At 58.3% G+C, this 17,911-nt stretch carries 22 protein-coding genes; 6 read left to right on the forward strand and 16 right to left on the reverse strand.

Annotation, left to right across the window (positions count from 1 at the left end; translation table 11 throughout):
- Window positions 1–62: 62 nt before the first annotated feature.
- From NH398_RS05830 to NH398_RS05875, 11 genes are all read right to left on the reverse strand, one after another.
- Entirely contained in the window at window positions 63–521 is a 459-nt protein-coding gene (locus NH398_RS05830; protein ID WP_253017174.1) for a phage virion morphogenesis protein, read from the reverse strand.
- Complete coding sequence (locus NH398_RS05835) at window positions 511–1,005, reverse strand: phage tail protein (protein WP_253017176.1); 495 nt, start codon at window positions 1,003–1,005, stop codon at window positions 511–513. The genes NH398_RS05830 and NH398_RS05835 overlap by 11 nt, the downstream gene beginning before the upstream one ends.
- Window positions 968–1,213: an Rz1-like lysis system protein LysC gene (gene lysC / locus NH398_RS16800; protein WP_219863188.1), complete on the reverse strand. Its 246-nt coding sequence runs from the start codon at window positions 1,211–1,213 to the stop codon at window positions 968–970. Before lysC ends, NH398_RS05835 begins: the two co-directional genes overlap by 38 nt.
- The gene (gene lysB, locus NH398_RS05840; RefSeq protein WP_253017178.1) at window positions 1,113–1,535 is read right to left on the reverse strand and encodes an Rz-like lysis system protein LysB; all 423 of its coding nucleotides are present in this window, start codon (window positions 1,533–1,535) and stop codon (window positions 1,113–1,115) included. Before lysB ends, lysC begins: the two co-directional genes overlap by 101 nt.
- Window positions 1,532–2,017 carry a lysozyme gene (locus NH398_RS05845; protein ID WP_253017180.1) on the reverse strand — a complete coding sequence of 162 codons (486 nt, stop codon included), beginning with the start codon at window positions 2,015–2,017 and terminating at the stop codon, window positions 1,532–1,534. Before NH398_RS05845 ends, lysB begins: the two co-directional genes overlap by 4 nt.
- A complete protein-coding gene (locus NH398_RS05850) occupies window positions 2,007–2,210 on the reverse strand; it encodes a hypothetical protein (RefSeq protein WP_044627847.1) in 204 nt (67 codons plus the stop codon). The genes NH398_RS05845 and NH398_RS05850 overlap by 11 nt, the downstream gene beginning before the upstream one ends.
- Before the next feature lie 23 nt (window positions 2,211–2,233).
- Entirely contained in the window at window positions 2,234–2,458 is a 225-nt protein-coding gene (locus NH398_RS05855; protein ID WP_253017182.1) for a tail protein X, read from the reverse strand.
- A complete protein-coding gene (locus tag NH398_RS05860; RefSeq protein ID WP_253017184.1) occupies window positions 2,455–2,940 on the reverse strand; it encodes a head completion/stabilization protein in 486 nt (161 codons plus the stop codon). The genes NH398_RS05855 and NH398_RS05860 overlap by 4 nt, the downstream gene beginning before the upstream one ends.
- 146 nt (window positions 2,941–3,086) lie before the next feature.
- Complete coding sequence (gene gpM / locus NH398_RS05865; RefSeq protein ID WP_253017186.1) at window positions 3,087–3,767, reverse strand: phage terminase small subunit; 681 nt, start codon at window positions 3,765–3,767, stop codon at window positions 3,087–3,089.
- Window positions 3,768–3,776: 9 nt separating this feature from the next.
- Window positions 3,777–4,823, reverse strand: coding sequence for a phage major capsid protein, P2 family (locus NH398_RS05870; RefSeq protein WP_253017187.1), 1,047 nt, complete (start codon window positions 4,821–4,823; stop codon window positions 3,777–3,779).
- A gap of 9 nt (window positions 4,824–4,832) precedes the next feature.
- The gene (locus NH398_RS05875; RefSeq protein WP_253017189.1) at window positions 4,833–5,645 is read right to left on the reverse strand and encodes a GPO family capsid scaffolding protein; all 813 of its coding nucleotides are present in this window, start codon (window positions 5,643–5,645) and stop codon (window positions 4,833–4,835) included.
- A gap of 146 nt (window positions 5,646–5,791) precedes the next feature.
- On the opposite strand from NH398_RS05875, the gene NH398_RS05880 reads away from it, so the two are divergent.
- The 4 genes from NH398_RS05880 (at window position 5,792) to NH398_RS05895 (ending at window position 10,178) form a co-directional block, all read left to right on the forward strand.
- Complete coding sequence (locus NH398_RS05880) at window positions 5,792–7,570, forward strand: terminase family protein (protein WP_253017191.1); 1,779 nt, start codon at window positions 5,792–5,794, stop codon at window positions 7,568–7,570.
- Window positions 7,567–8,610 carry a phage portal protein gene (locus NH398_RS05885; RefSeq protein ID WP_253017193.1) on the forward strand — a complete coding sequence of 348 codons (1,044 nt, stop codon included), beginning with the start codon at window positions 7,567–7,569 and terminating at the stop codon, window positions 8,608–8,610. Before NH398_RS05880 ends, NH398_RS05885 begins: the two co-directional genes overlap by 4 nt.
- A 126-nt stretch (window positions 8,611–8,736) precedes the next feature.
- Entirely contained in the window at window positions 8,737–9,498 is a 762-nt protein-coding gene (locus NH398_RS05890; protein WP_253017195.1) for a DNA adenine methylase, read from the forward strand.
- Window positions 9,499–9,914: 416 nt separating this feature from the next.
- A complete protein-coding gene (locus NH398_RS05895; protein ID WP_253017197.1) occupies window positions 9,915–10,178 on the forward strand; it encodes a hypothetical protein in 264 nt (87 codons plus the stop codon).
- A gap of 885 nt (window positions 10,179–11,063) precedes the next feature.
- On the opposite strand, the gene NH398_RS05900 is transcribed toward NH398_RS05895, so the two are convergent.
- Window positions 11,064–11,441 carry a DUF6746 family protein gene (locus NH398_RS05900; protein WP_253017199.1) on the reverse strand — a complete coding sequence of 126 codons (378 nt, stop codon included), beginning with the start codon at window positions 11,439–11,441 and terminating at the stop codon, window positions 11,064–11,066.
- Between the two features lie 226 nt (window positions 11,442–11,667).
- On the opposite strand from NH398_RS05900, the gene NH398_RS05905 reads away from it, so the two are divergent.
- Complete coding sequence (locus NH398_RS05905) at window positions 11,668–12,549, forward strand: GGDEF domain-containing protein (protein WP_253017201.1); 882 nt, start codon at window positions 11,668–11,670, stop codon at window positions 12,547–12,549.
- Window positions 12,550–12,688: 139 nt separating this feature from the next.
- Here the strand turns inward: NH398_RS05905 and NH398_RS05910 are convergent, their stop codons facing one another.
- Window positions 12,689–13,468 (reverse strand): CLCA_X family protein, encoded by a 780-nt coding sequence (locus NH398_RS05910; RefSeq protein WP_253017203.1) that lies wholly within the window; start codon window positions 13,466–13,468, stop codon window positions 12,689–12,691.
- A gap of 500 nt (window positions 13,469–13,968) precedes the next feature.
- Here NH398_RS05910 and NH398_RS05915 point away from each other — a divergent pair, with 500 nt between their 5' ends.
- Complete coding sequence (locus NH398_RS05915; RefSeq protein ID WP_159341627.1) at window positions 13,969–14,655, forward strand: type 1 glutamine amidotransferase domain-containing protein; 687 nt, start codon at window positions 13,969–13,971, stop codon at window positions 14,653–14,655.
- A gap of 76 nt (window positions 14,656–14,731) precedes the next feature.
- Here NH398_RS05915 and NH398_RS05920 read toward each other — a convergent pair whose 3' ends face one another.
- The 3 genes from NH398_RS05920 to NH398_RS05930 all read right to left on the reverse strand — a co-directional run bounded on the left by NH398_RS05920 (window position 14,732) and on the right by NH398_RS05930 (window position 17,730).
- On the reverse strand, window positions 14,732–15,520 hold the full coding sequence (locus NH398_RS05920; RefSeq protein WP_253017205.1) for a MipA/OmpV family protein: 789 nt from the start codon (window positions 15,518–15,520) through the stop codon (window positions 14,732–14,734).
- A 355-nt stretch (window positions 15,521–15,875) separates the two neighbouring features.
- Entirely contained in the window at window positions 15,876–16,091 is a 216-nt protein-coding gene (locus NH398_RS05925; RefSeq protein ID WP_159341628.1) for a hypothetical protein, read from the reverse strand.
- Between the two features lie 379 nt (window positions 16,092–16,470).
- Entirely contained in the window at window positions 16,471–17,730 is a 1,260-nt protein-coding gene (locus tag NH398_RS05930; RefSeq protein ID WP_253017206.1) for a M20/M25/M40 family metallo-hydrolase, read from the reverse strand.
- Between the last annotated feature and the right edge of the window lie 181 nt (window positions 17,731–17,911).

A 17,911-nucleotide genomic window follows, 5' to 3' on the forward strand; every position in this document is an offset into this window, starting at 1 on the left:
GGCGGCGTTTGGCGAAGGCGAAGCGGCGGCGGGTGTGAATGGGGCGGTTTACACCGAGCCGCTTAGCCGGGGCTGAGGTGCTTCAGCACAGAATCCATGATGTGTTCTTGATCTAACGCGGTGAAACCGAGCAGCTCTCGCTGTGCATACTCCACGCGGGGGCCGTCGCGGGTGACGCGATCTTTCAGGCCGCGCTGGTGGGTGGCGGCGATGCGGGCGACGCTGCCGAAGAAGCCCACCACGGCGGTGTCGCCTTGGGCGGTGGCCTTGAGCCATTTGGCGGTGGATAGTTTGCTGAACATGGCGCGCCGTTTGATGCTGCCTTGCTGGGCGCGCAGGCGCTGTTCTTTGCGCGGGGCGTAGGGCGTGCCATCCGGGTTGGTTTGGGCGCGGATGCGTTCGCGCTGGCGGCGGCGAAGATCTCGCGCCACGTTGCGGGCCAGGGCGCGGCGCTGTTGGTCGTCCAGCTTGGCGAGCAGCGGGCCGACCCACTCCTCTAGTGCTTCCATGTTATCCGCCATGCGGGCCGTCCCATTCGGCTACGAGGGTGTACTCCGCTTGGGCGTCGCTGTCACGGATCAGTAGCTGCCAATGGGTATCCGGGCAGGCGGTTGAATCAAACCGGGGCAGGGCGCGGTCGATCTTAATGTGCCCGGTCGCGCACTCCACCTTGGCGAGCACCCGTTCGCTGAGCGTTACCCGCAGGGCGACATCCACCGATTGATGACTGAGGATCTCGGCTTCGAAGCGGATGGCCTCGGCGGGGTCGGCGTCGGGCTGGTACTCGGCTAGCCACTGCAGCAGCGGCACGATGATGGTGTCTAGGTTCGCGCTGAAGTCGGTGAGCACGAGCTGGGCGGTGAACTGGTATTCGTGGGTGAGGTTGGGGCCACGCCGAAAGGCGATGCTGCCTTCTTCCACGAAGGTGAGCAGCCGTTCGGGGTCTTTCGCCAGGGCGGGTACCGCGTTAATCAGGTGTGCGCGTAGCAGGTGGAGCTTCTGCATGGTGGGCCTCTTGGCAGGCGATGACGGCATCGACTTCGGCGGCGCACTGTGCCCAGGCGGCTTCGGTGCGTTCTAGCTGCAGGTCGAGTTCGCCGTTGGTTTCGGGGTTACTCGCGGGGAGCGTGCAGGGGCTGGGGGTCGCGCACTGATTGATGATAAGCGTCGGCACCGGTGACGGCGGGGCGGCGGCGCATCCGGATAACAGCATCAGGCAGGCGAGAGCCAGCCCAAGCGCGAAGTTGTGCATTTTCACGGTGTAGCTCCTCAATGGTGGCCAGGCGGTTGGCCGCTGTGCGGGTGAGTGTGGCCTGCTGCTGAGCGAGGGCGCGGCGCTGGCTTTCTAGACGCATGGCATTTTCCCAGAGCGCATCGATGACCACCTTGCTTTCTGCTTCCCGCTGCTGTGAGTGGGCGAGCTGCTGTTCGGCCAGTTCGGCGCGGGTTTCGGCGGCGTGGGTGCGTTGCCACAGCGCCCAGGTGACTAGCAGCACGAGCACCAAAATGGCAAGGGCGGCGAGTAGGCGGGTCATGGCGTGGTCTCCTGTGCTAAGCCTGCCAAGCACAGTTCCCGCTCGGTAGCGCGGCGGCTGACCAGACCGTTCAACTTGCGGCCACCGGCGTAGACCCAGCGGCTGAGTTCGTGACAGGCGCCGCGCAGGTCGCCTTGGTTGAGCTTGCGCAGCAGGGTGGAGCGGGCGAAGTTACCCGCCCCGACGTTGTAAACAAACGAGGCCAGCGCGGCGCGAGTGGGTTCTGGAAGTTTGACCTGGGCGCGGCGATCCACCACCGCGAAGGCGTCGCCAAGATCCTGCTGCAGCAGCGCAGTGCATTCGACTTGGCTAAGGGTTTGCCCCAGGCGGGCGGTTGCCGTGTGGCCGTAGCAGATAGTGGGAATACCCACGGGGTCGCGGTAGGCGGTGGGCTCGTACCCCTCATAAAACGACACCACGGCGGTGGCGATACTGATGGCCCCGGCGGCAAGGCTGACGCCGAGCTTGGTTTTAAGACCCACGGCGGTTCTCCCAATAGTCACGTAAGCGGGTGAGGTAGCGGGGAATCAGCAGCCCGATTTGTAGCGCCAGGTAGAGCAGGGTGAGCACCGTGACCCAGTCGGCGGGCGTCATGCCGCCCACGTGCAGCAGCGAGACGATGGCCGGGGGCGCGGCTTTGGCGCTTTCGGTGGTGATTTCAAAGTGGTGGCTCATTCGGGCCTCGGCGGTTTAGAACGTTAATCCCACAGGTTTACCGTGGGGGCGCGTTGGGTGGCCTGGAGAATGGCAGGCAGCGTGACCGGCGTGCCGTGGGGCAGCACCGGCCCCTGTTCTGCCAGCCCGGGGTTGGCGGCCAGCACCTGCTCGGTGACGCCTCGGGTGGTGCCGTAGACGCGGTAGCAAATGGCATCCAGGGTGTCGTGCTGCTGGGCGCGCACGGTGGTTGATTGAGAGCGGGTCATATCAGCTCGACCGTGCTGTGTGGCCGCCCTTCGATCTCGCTGATCGCCCAGGCGGCGTCGCGTCGGTAGCCATCGGCAGGGGCTTGGAGCTGCTCGCCGCGCTCCCGGGCGCTGTTGGTGGCGTCATAATCGGCGTAGTGCTCCAGCAGGCTGGCGTGAGCGGTGGAGTACACGGCGCGCAGGTAGAGCACGTTGAACACTTCCGGCGACTGCCACACGGGAATGGGCAGCGAGGCCATGGTGGGGTAACCCGCTTCGACCTTGGCCTGCTGCCAATGCCGCAGCACACGGTTGACCGTGATCATGGCGGCCTTCAAGGCGCTTTCGATACGCGGCTGAGTGATGGTGCTGTCTAGCCGGTGCGTGGCGCGAAAATCGCTGGGCTGGATGTCCGGCCAGAAGCCGTTGTTTTCGAGCGGGCTGTCGAGCGGCTGCTCATTGGTTTCATTTGTCGGTGTACCTGCCGAGATAAAGCTGCTCATCGTGCCTCCTGGTAGCGGTTAAACGTTTTTCGCGCGGGGTCGGGCGCGATGAATAAAAAGGGGGTGGGCGGCGTTCGAGCATGGGCGTTAAAACGCCTGGCTCTTACGTCGCGCCCCCTGACGTCGGCGGTCGACTCGGTTGGCCGCTAGCCCGTGGGCGCAGCGGCAGCGTTCTGTTTGCGTTCTCGTTCCAGGCGTTCGAGGTCTTTCTTCACGCCAATGCGGTCGTTGAGTGCGAGGGCACGTTCCAGGTGGTGCTGGGCGTCGTCTAGCTGGCCAGTGGCTCGGCAGGCGTAGCCCAGCGCTTTGTGCAGCTTGGCGCGGATCTGGTCGTGCATATCCGCATCGCGGGTGAGGGCTTCCACATCCACTAGGTGCACGAGCAGAGCGGTGGTGTCTGCGCCTTCTTCATCCAACTGTTTCAGCGCCTGGTCGGCGACTTCCTCGGCGATGATGGCGGCGGTGCCGCGCTCGAATTGATCCGGCGGGGTAAGGCCGTGCTTGGTGGCGTACTTGGCGATGGCAATGGCCCCGGCGAGGTCACCGGCATCGATGCGCCAGAGCATCACGCGCATCAGCACGTCGTCTTGCGCGCCCTGGCCTGCTTCCAGCACACCGGACACGTACTCGGCGTACTTGGGCAAAATCTCGCGCTTGATCTCGGCTTTGCGCTCCATGGATTGGGTGGATTTGAGCAGGCGATAGTCTTCAAACAGCGCGGCTTGCATCAGCTCATACGCTTCGCCTTGCATGGGGGCTTCTCCCGCGTCAGCGGCGGCGAGGGCAGCGCTGACGCGTTCAAAGTGGCGGCGGGCTGGGCTGGTCATCGTATCTCCTTAACCGTTGATGGCTTTTTCAGAGAGTTCGATGTTTTCCACCAGGCAGCCCGCGCCAAAGTCTTCCACCACGTAGGCGTCGTTGGAGGATTCGTAGTTCTCGATACGGTTGCGCTTGGGGTTCTCGGTGACGAAGCGGCGGCGGGCACCGTTCTGCCAGTAGACCGAGAGGTTATCCAGGGTGGTGACCATCAGCGCGTTATCGGGGAAGAAGGGCACATCCATGCCTTGCAGGCCACCGATACGCTTTTGGCTAATGACCAGATCGGCGGCGAGCTGCTCGCTAGGCGGTAGCTGGTTGAGCAGCGGGAAGTACTTATCAGACATCAGGTTGCGGCCAAGGATGACCACCAGCCCCGGTAGGCGACGGAACCAGGGGGCGATGAGGCTGTGCACCACGTCGTAGACCAGAGCATCTAGCGTGGCGTAGTCGCCAACGATGCCGGGTTCGTTGGTTTTAGCCGTAGGGTCGATCACCACTTTGCCGTTGGTTTTACCACCTGCCATGACGCGTGCGGGTGACTGGGTGCGGTACTGCTGCAGCCAGCCGATGTTGACGTCTTGCAAATACGGGTTGGCCACCGGATCGGTTTGCGCGGCGGCGGAGGTGCCGTTGAAGCCAATCATCATGCGGTCCAGCGCCTGCTGGCGAACGATGACATCGCGCACCATGGACTGGAAGTTGGGGAACTTGGCCCAGGCATCCAACTTGGCGTAACCCAGGTGGGTGTCGAATTCGGTCATTCGGCACTCGTAGCCTTGGGCATCCAGCGTGGTGAGGTCGCGGGTTTTACGATCCTGGTTGGCGACGTTGGTGCGGGCGGCGATGGGGCCGGTAACGCCGAGGGCGAGCTTTTCGCCTTTCAGCTCATCGACGCCGACCATGTTGATGCGCGAGAGGAAGTCGCTGGATTCCTGAATGCGCTTTTCCAGCCGCTGCTGGATGGTGGGGTCGACGGCAAATTTTTGGGTGGCGTCCGGGACGCCGTTGAGCTTCGCTACTTTGGCGGCGAAGTTGTTGAAGTGCTTGCGGGTATCGTTGCGCATGGGCGTCTCTTAGCAGTCGGTTTCGATGTCGGTGTCGCCGCCGGTGGCGGGCGTGCGGGCCGGGCGGTTGGGGGTGCTGTCGAGCTGGGTGTAGAGCGCGTTGAACTCTTTTTTCAGGGTGTCGTGATCGCTTTTTAGCTCGTTGAAGGCGGCTTGCGTGGGGCGCTTTTTCAGGGCGTCGCCGAGTGCCTGGTGTTTTTCCACGAACAGGCCGAGGGTCTCTTCCAGCTCGCTGCGGAAGGCCTCGAAACCGGCGGCGCTTTTGGCGTCCTGCTTTTTGAACAGCGCTTTGACGCGCTCGGCCAGCGTGGGGCCTTGCTCGTGCGGCGCTTCGCTAAAGGAGAGGTCGGTTTCCAGCGCTTCGGAGAAGAGGTTTTCCGGGCGCTGTTTGCGGGCGGCCAGCGGGGAGTTTTTGCCCTCAGAGGCGCTGAACTTGAGCATGGAGGTGCCGAGCGAGGCGGGGGAATCGGTGACCGCCAGCCCGACCAGGTAGGCTTCACCGGTGTCGGCAAAGTCGAGATCGATCTCCATGGAGGTGTAGACCTTCTGGCGTTTTTCGACCATGGCCTTGAGTTCGTCGGTGGGGTCGATCTCGGCATAAAGGCCTAGCTTGCCGTCGTCGTCTGCCTCGGTTTTGAGGGCGGTCACGTCGCCGTAGGCTTTGAAGGGGCCATCCGGCAGCAGGCCTTTGATGTGTTCCATATTGACCCGGCAGCCGTAGTTGGCGGGGTCGAAGTTGGCGGCCATTTGGGTGAGCCATTCGGCGCTGATGGTGCGGCCATCGGTGGTTGCGCCTTCTTTTGCAATACGGTGCCAGGGCATGGTCGGGCCTCGGTGAGTGGGTGGGCGTTTGGCTGCGGTCAGGTTCCCCGCAGTGGGGCCTTGGCTCAATGAGGGCTGGGTGTAAGTGGTGTGACTTACATCGGGCGGGGCAATCGTGACCGTGCCTGCGCGGGTACGCTGGCGGCATGACAGCCCAAGCCCCGATTGACGACGACCAGCACCGCCTTTCTGCCCGCCATCTCTATTGGATGGGGTGGCGGATTGCGCGCATTGCCGAGTTTCTGGATTTGCCACGGGCAACGATTGATAGCTGGAAAAAGCGCGACGCCTGGGACGACGCCACGCCCACTCAGCGCGTTGAGGGGGCGCTGGAAGCGCGCCTGGTGCAGCTGATTTGGAAGGAGCAGAAAGAGGGCAAGGATTTTAAGGAGATCGACCTGCTGGGCCGCCAGATCGAGCGGCTGGCCCGGGTGCATAAGTACCAGGGCAGTGGGAAGGAAGCCGACCTAAACCCCAACATCGAGCGCCGCAACGCGGGGCCGAAGAAGAAGCCCGCCCGTAACGATGTGGGCGATGAAGGGGTGATTCAGATTGTCGAGGCGTTCGAGGCTTCGCTGTTCGATTACCAGCGGGGTTGGTACCGGGCGGGGCAGCATGAGCGCATTCGTAACCTGCTCAAAAGCCGCCAGATCGGTGCGACCTGGTACTTCGCCCGCGAGGCGATTGCCGATGCCATGGAGACCGGTAAGAACAAGATCTTCATGAGTGCGAGCAAGGCCCAGGCGCATATCTTCCGCCACTACATCGTGCAGTTCGTGAAGGAAGTGACCGGGGTGGAGCTCAAGGGCGACCCGATCATTCTCGCCAATGGCGCGGAGCTGCATTTTCTGGGTACCAACGCCAAGACGGCGCAGGGCTACCACGGCGATACCTACCTGGATGAATACTTCTGGATTCATGGCTTCGAGACGTTCCGCAAGGTGACGTCGGGCATGGCCATGCACAAGAAGTGGAAACAGACCTACTTCAGCACGCCTTCCTCGGTAGCCCATGAGGCGTACCCGTTCTGGACCGGTGACCGGTTCAACAAACGCCAGAAGAAAGCCGACCGGGTGAAGATCGATGTCAGCCACGCGGCCTTGAAGAGCGGGGCGCGGGGGCCGGATGGCCAATGGCGGCAGATCGTGACCATTGAGGATGCCATCGCCGGGGGCTGTGACCTGTTCGACATCGACCAGCTGCGCCTGGAGTACTCGGATGACGAGTTTGCGAACCTGCTGATGTGTGAGTTCGTGGACGATACGCAGAGCGCCTTCCCGCTGGCGATGATGCAGCGCTGCATGGTGGATAGCTGGGATGCCTGGCGGGATCTGAAACCCTTCGCACCACGGCCGTATGGCGAGTTTCCAGTATGGATTGGTTACGACCCGGCGGGGGATGGTGAGGATGGCGATGGGGCAGGGTTGGTGGTGGTCGCGCCGCCGAAAACCGCTGACAGCAAGCACCGCATCTTGGAACGCCATCGCCTCAAGGGCCGCGACTATGAAGCCCAGGCGGAATTTATCCGCAGCGTGACCCGCCGCTATAACGTGACCTTTATCGGCATCGATACCTCGGGCCTCGGGGAAGCCGTGGCCCAGCTGGTAGCGAAGTTCTTCCCCACCGTGACCCGGTACCGCTATACCCCGGAAATGAAGTCGCGGCTGGTGATGCAGGCGCAGCAGATCATCAACAAGGGGCGGCTTGAATTTGATGCTGGCTGGGTGGATCTCGCCCAGTCGTTTATGGCGATCCGCCGGGAGCTGACCGCTTCCGGGCGCCAGATGACCTACACCGCAGGGCGCAATAACCAAACCGGCCACGCTGACTTGGCGTGGGCGACCATGCACGCCTTACACAATGAGCCTCTTGATGGCCCCGCCGACCATGGCACGGGCCGTTCCCTAATGGAGATGTACGGATGAGCGACGCGGCAGCAAAGCCACGGGTGCGCGTGCCCGCTTACGTGACAGACGCCGACACCACCGCCGCGCCTGCCAAAGCGGAGGCGTTTAGCTTCGGTGAGCCGACGCCGGTGATCGATGGGTACGATTTTTTCTATACCGGCTGTTGGATGCTAGGCAATGAGTGGTACGAGCCGCCGGTGGATTTTCCCGCGCTGGCCCAGACCTACCGCGCCACGGCGCACCACGGCTCGGCGATTCAGGTGAAGCGCAATATTCTGGTGCGCTCGTTCATTCCCCACCCGCTGTTAAGCCGCCAAGCATTTAGCGCGCTGGCTACCGACTACCTGGTATTTGGCAACTGCTACCTGGAGCGGATCTTCGGCCGCTTGGGGAGGCTGTTGGCCTTGAAGCCTGCGCGGGCGAAGTACGTTCGCCGCGGGGCGGATCTAAAGCGCTATTTCTGGGTGCCCAACTGGTCGGAGCGCAGCGAGTTTGAGGATGGCAGCATCATCCACCTGCTGGAACCGGATATTAACCAGGAGGTGTACGGCGTGCCGGATTACCTGGGCGCGCTGCAGTCGATCTTCCTCAACGAGAACGCCACGCTGTTTCGGCGCAAGTACTACCTGAACGGCTCCCACGCGGGGTTCGTGATGTACGTCTCCGACGCCGCCCACAACCAGGAAGACATCGACGCCATGCGCACCGCGCTGAAGGAGTCGAAGGGCGTGGGCAACTTCCGCAACCTGTTCCTGTACAGCCCGAACGGGAAGAAAGATGGCATCCAGATCATCCCGATCAGCGAGGTGGCCGCCAAGGACGACTTCACCGCGATCAAGAACATTACCCGCGACGACCAGCTGGCAGGCCACCGCATCCCCCCTCAGCTGATGGGCATTATCCCCAACAATACCGGCGGGTTTGGCGATGTGGAGAAAGCCGCCAAGGTGTTCGTTACCAACGAGCTGGAACCGGTGCAGGCGGTGTTCAGTGAGATCAACGATGTGCTGGGGGAGGAGGTGATTCGGTTTCGGGAGTATTCGCTAGACCCACAATAAAAAAGCGCCTGGCATGACCAGGCGCATATCGCTCGTTTCATCCCTGAAAGCAGTGGAGGCGTCCCGGCCCCGCAAGCGATACCCACTACTGTATATAAATACTGTATATTTGAACAGGTGTCATGGATGATGAATCGACCGATTTTGCCCTGGATGGGCGGCAAGCGCCGCTTGGCTAAACAGATCCTACCGCTTTTCAAACCGCACACCGCCTATGTGGAGCCCTTCTGCGGCGGTGCTGCGCTCTTCTTTATGAAAGCCCCCTGCAAAGTGGAAGTCATCAACGACGCCCACGGGGAGCTGGTCAACCTCTACCGCGTAGTGAAGCACCACCCGGATGAGCTGGTGAAACAGTTCCGCTGGGGGCTGATCAGCCGGGAAGAGTACCTCACGCAACGCGAGATCGACCCGCGTCACCTGACGGATATCCAGCGGGCGGCGCGCTTCTTCTACCTGCAAAAACTCGCCTTCGGCGGTAAGGTCAGCGGCCAAACGTTTGGCACCTCTGCCGTTTCCCCACCACGAATGAACCTGCTGCGAATTGAGGAAGATCTCAGCGCTGCGCACTTACGCCTGGCTCGTGCAGTGGTCGAGCATTTGGACTGGGCAGAGTGCATCAAGCGTTACGATCGGGAAGGCACGCTGTTCTACCTCGACCCACCGTACTGGGGAACAGCCGGCTACGGTTGCGACTTCCCGCTGGAGGAGTACTACCGGATGGGAGAGCTGGCACGGGCAGGGCAGGGGCAGTTCGTGATCAGCGTCAACGACACGCCCGAGATGCGCGACGCCTTCCAGGGCTTAACGCAGCGCACTACTGAAATTCGATACACTGTAGGACAGCAGGCGACAGAGCCTAGGGGAGAGCTGATCATCAGCAACCGTTAGCCTAGATGCCAATCTGCGACGCCAAGCCGCCCCTTGGGGCGGTTTGTTTGTTTATCATCGGAGACGTATGAAGTGATAAATCTCAGTTTACCCAATATTACACTTGCTGTGAGTAATGATAATAAAATCAAGAAGCTAGAAGATGCCTACGATAATTTCGTGAAAAATGAAAACTGCAAGCGGCAAGTTTTAAACTTGAAGTTGCTTTTTGGAAATGTTATGGGAAAAAGGCTACCGCCCCATTGATAAGTAATTTGGCGAAGGTTCATTGGGGGCCGCTGAGAGCATGGAATGTTTTTGGATATTCAAGCCCTCTCATAATTGGATGCAATTTTAGTACTCATAAGACAAATCTCGGTGGTGCAACAAAGTATCCTATTTGCTGGAATTTTTTCACCTTCTTGACTGGGGTGTTCTTGTTCACCTTAGGTGCATTCCTATTTTTTGCAGGCCTTTCTATGCTGGCTTGGCACGTTATGACAGTAATGAATACACCATTTTCTGAGCTTGAAAGTGCTTGGGTTAAAGTCTTTTCAATGACTTTTTTCATAGGCACTTTGGGGCCAGCGATTACTATTTTTGGTGCTTGGTCAATACGAGCTAGTATTAAAACTTTTGTAGCGAGTGAACATGATTTTCTAGCTAAGCAACTTCACGGATTGATTGAAGAGCAAAGCTAGGATTATGCAGATTGTCCCACGGCGCGCCGTCGACTCCCCGCCCCGCCTGCGCGCTAAACCTGTGTATTTTTATGCACCCATGCACATGCCGCTAAACCGCGCCGTTACTAGGGCCTGCGGCCAAATTCCGTACGCCCATTTCCATGCGGAATCATGCGAATTCCTTCAAACAGAGCATGGTGTGGCTTCGTGAAGGGAGTGGGGCATAAAAGCATGGGGAGATCGGAAAAAGGTAACCTGGGTGATCTGCCTTTTTTATCTTCATAAGTGGCTGATTTTATGTTGATTATCGATTACCCCCAAAAGGTAATAAAAGGTGATGTAAAAGGTAATTTTTGAGTAACTTATTGATAGTAAATGATTTTTATAAATGAACAACTCACCTTTATAAAAGGTAATGTGGTTACCTATTGATCACCTTTTTATTACCTTTTGAACGACTGTTTTAATTCATTTATTTTCATAAGGTTAGGAGTTTTTTGTGAGGTTGATTACCTTTATTACCTTTTTCCGAGACCCCCAAACATTCTCGCCGAACCCTACGTATATGACGCCTGCGCATGCGTCACGCGCAATGTTCACTATAATTGGGACTTGAATGGGACTGGAAGGCTGGGAATAAAGGACTATTAATAAAATAAAATCAATGGCTTATAGGTGTTTGTGTGTAAAAGCTGGGGTTCGAATCCCTCCCTCTCCGCCACAGAATTTAAAAAAGCCCGCTGAGCAATCAGCGGGCTTTTTTGTGCTTGAAATTTGGCTTGGCCGCTAGCCAAGCGACACGCCGTTGAGCGCTATTGCGTATGTGGAGCCAGGCCGATGAAGTTGCTTTCTAGGCAGCGGTAAAGGTAATGCCCGTCGGTGCGACGGGCTTTCGAGCATTGTTTACTGGTTGGTTAGGGGAGCAGCGGCTTCCAAGTAAGCTTCGCCATTCGAGCTCACGCGCTCTTGATCCAGCGTTTCAGAGCCCAGGTGCACCTCTTCCAGTGAGATTGCCATGGCGTCGACTTCTTGATCGATGCGTTGCAGTGCATTTTCAAGCGTGTACGTCAGCATGTGGATCTCACCCATTTGCTCGTCCGAGAGCGTCTCAGCGCTAAGGAGTTGGTTGAGACGTTGGTTCCCTTCTTGAATATTCTCAAGGGCTTGGGGGAGGTTCTCGGAGGGCGCGCCCTCAAAGTGATCCAAGCGGTCTTGGCTGTCTGCCAGCACCAGCCCGCTACTCATCAAGCCACCTACCATCACTAAGAAAAATCGTTTCATTGAAAGCCTCGTCGGAGTGTTGCGGGATTATGTGAGCTTTTTATTTGAGCGGAAAAAGAGTCTTTTTGCAAATCTTAATGATATATATTCGTATTTACTATCAAAGAATATCAAGAGTCCATCCCGGTTGCATGGCGAGCAAGCGGTGCACATGCCTGGACAATGGGTGTCCAGACGGTTCGTGATCCGTCTATACTCGGGATAAAGTCACCCCACCAGGCTGCCCATGTCCGTTGATTTGCAGGCGCTTTATCCCAAGTTGATTCACTTGATGCTCGATACTGTGTTCGTAGTCGATGCAGGGCATCGCATTCTATTCGTCAGCGATGCCTGCGAGTCGTTGCTGGGCTACCGCGCGGATGAACTGGTAGGGACACTGATTACTCGCTATATGCACCCAGAAGATTTGGCGGTCACCCAAGACTCCATCAAGCGGGTGATGAACGGGCAGCCCCATCTCGATTTTCGCAATCGCTACCTGCATAAAAGTGGAAGCGTGGTGCACGTGCTGTGGTCGGCGCGCTGGTCGGAGGAGGATCAAGTACGCATCGGGGTGGCTCGCAATGTGACCGCCCTGGTGCAAGCGGAAGACGATCTGCGGTTTCTTGCACACCACGACCCGTTGACCAAACTGACCAACCGGTCGCTGTTTTACGATCGTCTGGCGTCGGCGATGAGCGCTGCCAAGCGATATCGAACGCGTTTTGCGCTGCTCTTTTTGGATGTGAACGACTTCAAGCGCATCAACGATGTGCATGGTCATGCGGCAGGCGACGCCGTGCTATGTGAAATAGCGCGTCGTTTGAAAGAGTGCGTCCGGGAAACCGATACGGTGGCCCGTATGGGCGGCGATGAGTTCACGGTGCTGTTGACCGATATTCACTCTAAAGAGACCGCGATGGAAAAAGTGGCCCAGCTGCTCGATGCGTTAGTCACGAACGAAGAGAGCGGTACACCTAGTATCGGCATGCCGTCTTGCAGTGTAGGGGTGGCCATCTACCCTGAAGACGGCAAAAGTGCCGATGCGTTGCTTCACTATGCTGACGTCAACATGTATCGAATGAAGAGACAGCGCGGACGCTCGTCATCCGCCATGTTAAAACGGTAGGCCGCCGCTAACGCCAAAAACCGCCACGGCAACCACGACAACGACAACCACGATGGTAGTAGTAGATGGCATGCTCTCGTCCTTTGAGAAATGAGTGAGCTATTAGCCTAGACGCTAGTGGACGATTTCGCACATTGGGCTACCGCCCACAGCCTAGCGCTGCACCAAGAGCTGAAAAGTAGTCGCTAAACGCTCCGTTGATCTGCGCACGCTGTTCGCCTTGTGGGTACAGGCCGCGCTCGGCTTCAGGCGAAGTTTTGGTACCTTTGACCAAAAAGTGATTTGTGATGGCAGCGTCCTGCACGAAGGCTTCGAAAGCGCGGGCGCAAAGTTCTTCGGGTTTGCTGTAGTAAAGCTGTCCCAGGGCCTTGTCCATCGCGGCAGAGTGGCGAAATAGCGGGCTAGGCTGCTGGCCGTCCGATTGAAGCAAGATGGCCCGAAAGCAGGCGATCAATCGTTGGTTGAGAGGGTGGCGAATGGGCGTGGCATCGGCTAACCAAGCGGCGGATGCAAAGGCGTTGTGGGGGGCTGCCTGGAAGCACTTGGGCGCAATGTAGTGGTCGAAGGCGTGAAACCACTCATGGGCAATGCTGCCCGGTCCTGCGTTCTTGGCGAGTGCAAAGCTGCGCTGACTGGGGTCGTAGTGTGCCGATACCCCAGGGCGGCCTCCGGTGCCGTACTGTAGTGCCAGTGTGCCTCTCAGCGAAATCAACGTTTCCGTGCCCTGCAAGATCAGCATGAGGTCACAGAGTGCGTCGTGAAACAGCGCTGCGGCTCGGTCGCGCTCTTCGTTCGTCACCCAGCGGCCAATCTCGATGGAGCGGAAATCGAATTGGCGACGAATTGCGCCAAAGCTGCTGGCAGCGTCTGCGCGATGTCGCGGACCGTTACGAAAAAATGTGCGTTCGTGAAAGCTCACGTGTCACCTATGACGGTGGGAGTCATCGCGTTGGCTACATGGCGCCCATGAAAAAGCGCCCTCATAAATGAGAACGCTTTTTTAAGCACCAATGCTTCCAGTACCTAGCCTTCCATGGTCATCACTTAGCTCTTCCTGAGCGTGCTCCTTCCTTGGCGTTACATGGCTCTTCCTGAGCATGCTCTTTCCATGAGCAGTATCTCGCTGTTCCTTAGCGTTCATTCCCTTGTGACGCGGTATCCCTGCCGCGAACGTGTTTAACTATAGGTTAGGGATAAATAATGTACAAGATTAAATTGTATCTTTATTGTACTTGAATAGTACGTAAATGATGCTGCGTGTTATCTATTGGCGTGAAAACATCGCGTTATCCGAGCGTTGGCACTGCTGGATTTTCTATACACGAGACGTGGAGGGGGCTTGTAACCCACCATGATCGCCCCAACATAGGTGAAGCAACGCACCACGCTATCCCACTCTTCACTATTAGGAGCATCGAGATGAGCAAGCGTATTCTAGTGGTATTGACCTCGCACGATCAGCTCGGCGATACAGGCGAAAAAACCGGCTTTTGGCTGGAAGAGCTGGCAGCGCCTTACTACGTATTCAAGGATGCGGGAGCAGAAGTGACGCTTGCCTCACCCAAAGGTGGACAGCCGCCGCTGGACCCCAAAAGCGATGCGGAAGATAGCCAAACCGACGAAACCCGTCGCTTCCAGCAAGATGAGGTGGCGAAAGCCGAACTGGCGAACACTCACCGCCTGAGCGACATGAGCGCTGATGATTTCGACGCCGTGTTCTATCCCGGTGGTCACGGCCCCTTGTGGGATCTGGTGGATGACAAAGACTCCATCAAACTGATCGAAACCTTCATCGCTCAGGGTAAGCCGGTGGCGTCCGTCTGCCACGCGCCTATCGTGCTGGTGAATGCCAAGGACAGCAACGGAGAACCGGTGGTGAAAGGCCGTCAAGTCACCGGGTTTACCAACGGTGAAGAAGAGGCGGTTGGCCTCACCAACGTGGTCCCACACTTGGTGGAAGATGCGTTGCAGAAGTGCGGCGGTATCTATAGCAAAGCCGATCTCTTCACTCCCTACGTACGTGAAGATGGCCAACTGATCACCGGCCAGAACCCGCCTTCCTCTGCACCCACGGCAGAAGCGCTGATGGCGTGGTTCACGCGCTAATCCATGGCGTGACAGCGAAAAAAGGCGGGCCGTTGAGCCCGCCTTTTTGATACCTGTGCGAGTGGCCGGTCAGATGCTAAAACCGATAGGTCAGCGATACGCCACCCAATCCCTGCCAGTCACTGCCCAGCTCATCCACGATGGGGCTATCCGACGCGTTTCCGGTGAGAATGGTCGTGCCTACGAAGCCCGTGGCGGTCCATTCCCGGGTGAGCGCGTAACTCAGAGAAGCATTGACGCCTGCTCGCCAGTAGCCGCCATCCGGTGAGTAAGGAGCGATACCGCTGCGTGCGCTATCTTGGGCAGAAACCCCAAAGAAAGATTCGGTCCACTTTTCGTTGGAGTAGCTCACGCTGGGCGTCAGCGTGAAGAGCGCGCGCTCGCTCATGGGCAGTCGCAAGGCCGCCTCACCCGTGAAGTTAGCGCCTTCGACATCTCCCGTCACCGCCGTGCTGCCCGCGATGCTGTAGCGCCACATGCCCTGCTGGTAGCTGACGCGCAGGCCAAGGGTCGCGCCGCCATCCACTTTCTCGAAGCGGCTGATGTCGCCTTCGTTGTCTCGCCCGAAGGTGTAACCGATATATGGCGACACGGTCCAGTCACCTTGGCGGAGAGCGTGCCAGGCGATCCCGTCGCGCAGGTTGATGGAAACATCGTCACCGTACGTGAGGTTCAGCACCGGTAGCGGCTGCACGTCGTAATCATCGCTACCCAGATAGTCGGGGGCGTAGGCCGCACCGGCGCCCACGGTACCTTCCCAGCTATTAGCCAGGGCAGGGGTCGCCAGCATGACCCCGAAGGCTGCTGCGAGGTAAGGGGCCAAGCGCGTGGATGAAGCAGAGGCAGAAAACGTTGAGAGATTCATGGTCACGGGTATGTCCTTATGAGTAACAAACGTACGTGATGGTATGTTTTTCTCACTCGTCTGCGCAAGCGCGAGTGAGCGCGCCCGGCGATGACACGAAAAACTTTTTGCGTTTCATATCCCAGGTTAGATAACTGAGCCGTGATAGGGCGCACTGTGTGCATATAACGCAGGGATGGCGTTACAAGGAAGTGCAAGCAGGGAGTGCTTGCGGCGCACAAGGAAGCATGAACAGGACGTTCGTGACGTAAGATTAAGGAGGACCTGATGAAACCCCGGCCAGCGATGGCCGGGGTTTTTTTATGAGCCAGCAACGTACGGACTGTTGCTGTGGTCGCGGCCGTTGCAAAGGCCATTAACAGGCGTAGTGATAGAACAGAGTGCTGAGCTGGCTCATGGGTGCTGACACTGCCGTTTGGCAGCTTAAACAGCGCAGCAGCACGCTGTCTTTACCGGTGCCTTCCAACCGGAACCGATTGAGGTACGGTGTTGTGGCGGATTCTGCATTGCCGCAGTGGCGGCACATGATATCCACACCGTGGACTTTCGAACTGATCATGATATGTCGCACGCTGACCTCCTACCGCTAGGGGGTGAATGGGTTCAGGCGTGGTAACGTCCGTGTAGAGAAGCATCACGAAGGATGCTCAAAAAGTATAGGTAGCGCTGACACAAAGCGCTATAAAAAGCATGCGCAGGCGTTTTTGGGCGAATGGCAGAGGGAAGCGTCAAAAAATTTAATAAAAGTGCGGTGTTTTCTATCTCACGTTAATGTCGTTGACACATATAAGGTTCATGGTGGGCAGTAACACAGGGAGGGTGTCAAGGAGTAAGAGCAAGCACGGAGCGCTTGTAAGACCAGGGATGCACGAACAGGACGTTCGTGAAGAAGGATTACGGAGGAGTCACTGCTACCCCGGCCATGTTTGGCCGGGGTTTTTTTATGCTGATTAAGCGGAGACTTCTTCGTCGCTACCGGGTTTGGCGCTGCCTTGGTGAGCCAGCGGGCTGGCTTGATCGAGACGCGGGTGATTATCCAAGAACGCCCGCTTGAGATTGGGCAGGGCATCCAGCGCTTGAATGGTGTGGTGCAGCGCGTGAATCGCTGCCAGCACGTCTTGGGTGTTACCGGTTTCCGAAATGGTGTGCATATTGCGGATCGGGAAGCCCATAGAGGTCGCTGCACTATCGATGGAGGCCAGGACGCCTGCCATGCCATCAGTGCCGGTATCCACACCCACGATGTCCCGCTGCATGGGAATGTCCTGCTCTTTAGCGGCGCTGGCGATGATGCGGTTGAGCTGCTCGCTGGCAATCGAACCCACCGATAGCGTAAAGCCTTTGCCCATTTCCAGCGGCTGCATGCGCTTGTCGCCAATGCCGGGTGCTGCTACGTAGTCGTGGTTCACGTCCACGCCAATCAGCGCATCGGGCTTTAGCTCACCGGCCAGCACGCGGCTGCCGAAGCGGCCAATCTCTTCGTAGCTGGCAATGGCAAACATGACCCGTACATTCTCGGTGCCGCCTGCTTCGGCGATCAGGCGCGCGACTTCAGCCGTCACAAAGCAGCCCAGGCCGTTATCTAAATACGCACCGTAGAACGTATTCGGGCTAAAGCCTTGGCGGATAGGGCGGTTGAAGATGATCGAGTCGCCCGGACGCACGCCCAGGTTCAGCACCTGCTGCTTCTTGTTCTCGCCATGAATCTGCAGGTCGAGGTAGATCTGCTCTTTCTTGATGCCTTTGCTGCCATCGCGCTGGGCAGGGTCGGAGAAGTGGATCGCGCCCAGCGCTTCCACCGTGCCGCCCTCGATGCTGCGGTAGCTGCCGGGGGCGTCCGGGTCTTCGCTGAACAGCGTCACTTCATGACCGATCAATACGCCGGGCAGGAAAGAGTCGGTATTGATCCAGATTTTGCCGTCTTCACCAATCGAGCGAACCTGCATGCGGATTTTGTCCGCATGGCCGATGATCATCAGCTTGAACATATCATCGCGGCCCGGGTGCGTATCCAGTACCACGCCCGCGTTGCCTTTGAACTGGTGCAAGTGCCAGTCGCTGGGGGCGAAGCGCTCGAAGTAGGGCTTCAGCACGCCGTAGGTCATCGCGCCTTCCAGGCCTACCGGGCTGGGGGCTGCCAAAATGTCGCGCATCAGTTTGAACTGCGCGTCGGGCATCGGTTGCGTCCAGGGTTTTGCAGTATCGCTCATGGTGCTTACTCGCTTATGAGGGTAGTGAACGTGAGAGTTAGTCTGCCAGATTCCGAGCGCTAATGCGCTGCTTCTCCATGCCACGTTTAGCCGATAGTACGGCACTGGTTTCCGCGTATGATGGAAGATAGCTGGCTACCTATTTAAGCCACACTACCACAACAAAAATAGTCACGACGAG

It is taken from the genome of Halomonas sp. CnH100-B (assembly GCF_024124605.1).
In the GTDB taxonomy this organism is placed as follows: domain Bacteria; phylum Pseudomonadota; class Gammaproteobacteria; order Pseudomonadales; family Halomonadaceae; genus Vreelandella.

Bases quoted from the DNA above. Each gene is read 5' to 3' on its own strand.
- NH398_RS05830 (WP_253017174.1), bottom strand. From the start codon at position 521: ATGGCGGATAACATGGAAGCACTAGAGGAGTGGGTCGGCCCGCTGCTC.
- NH398_RS05835 (WP_253017176.1), bottom strand. From the start codon at position 1,005: ATGCAGAAGCTCCACCTGCTACGCGCACACCTGATTAACGCGGTACCC.
- lysC (WP_219863188.1), bottom strand. From the start codon at position 1,213: ATGCTGTTATCCGGATGCGCCGCCGCCCCGCCGTCACCGGTGCCGACG.
- lysB (WP_253017178.1), bottom strand. From the start codon at position 1,535: ATGACCCGCCTACTCGCCGCCCTTGCCATTTTGGTGCTCGTGCTGCTA.
- NH398_RS05850 (WP_044627847.1), bottom strand. From the start codon at position 2,210: ATGAGCCACCACTTTGAAATCACCACCGAAAGCGCCAAAGCCGCGCCC.
- NH398_RS05855 (WP_253017182.1), bottom strand. From the start codon at position 2,458: ATGACCCGCTCTCAATCAACCACCGTGCGCGCCCAGCAGCACGACACC.
- NH398_RS05860 (WP_253017184.1), bottom strand. From the start codon at position 2,940: ATGAGCAGCTTTATCTCGGCAGGTACACCGACAAATGAAACCAATGAG.
- gpM (WP_253017186.1), bottom strand. From the start codon at position 3,767: ATGACCAGCCCAGCCCGCCGCCACTTTGAACGCGTCAGCGCTGCCCTC.
- NH398_RS05870 (WP_253017187.1), bottom strand. From the start codon at position 4,823: ATGCGCAACGATACCCGCAAGCACTTCAACAACTTCGCCGCCAAAGTA.
- NH398_RS05875 (WP_253017189.1), bottom strand. From the start codon at position 5,645: ATGCCCTGGCACCGTATTGCAAAAGAAGGCGCAACCACCGATGGCCGC.
- NH398_RS05880 (WP_253017191.1), top strand. From the start codon at position 5,792: ATGACAGCCCAAGCCCCGATTGACGACGACCAGCACCGCCTTTCTGCC.
- NH398_RS05885 (WP_253017193.1), top strand. From the start codon at position 7,567: ATGAGCGACGCGGCAGCAAAGCCACGGGTGCGCGTGCCCGCTTACGTG.
- NH398_RS05890 (WP_253017195.1), top strand. From the start codon at position 8,737: ATGATGAATCGACCGATTTTGCCCTGGATGGGCGGCAAGCGCCGCTTG.
- NH398_RS05900 (WP_253017199.1), bottom strand. From the start codon at position 11,441: ATGAAACGATTTTTCTTAGTGATGGTAGGTGGCTTGATGAGTAGCGGG.
- NH398_RS05905 (WP_253017201.1), top strand. From the start codon at position 11,668: ATGTCCGTTGATTTGCAGGCGCTTTATCCCAAGTTGATTCACTTGATG.
- NH398_RS05915 (WP_159341627.1), top strand. From the start codon at position 13,969: ATGAGCAAGCGTATTCTAGTGGTATTGACCTCGCACGATCAGCTCGGC.
- NH398_RS05920 (WP_253017205.1), bottom strand. From the start codon at position 15,520: ATGAATCTCTCAACGTTTTCTGCCTCTGCTTCATCCACGCGCTTGGCC.
- NH398_RS05930 (WP_253017206.1), bottom strand. From the start codon at position 17,730: ATGAGCGATACTGCAAAACCCTGGACGCAACCGATGCCCGACGCGCAG.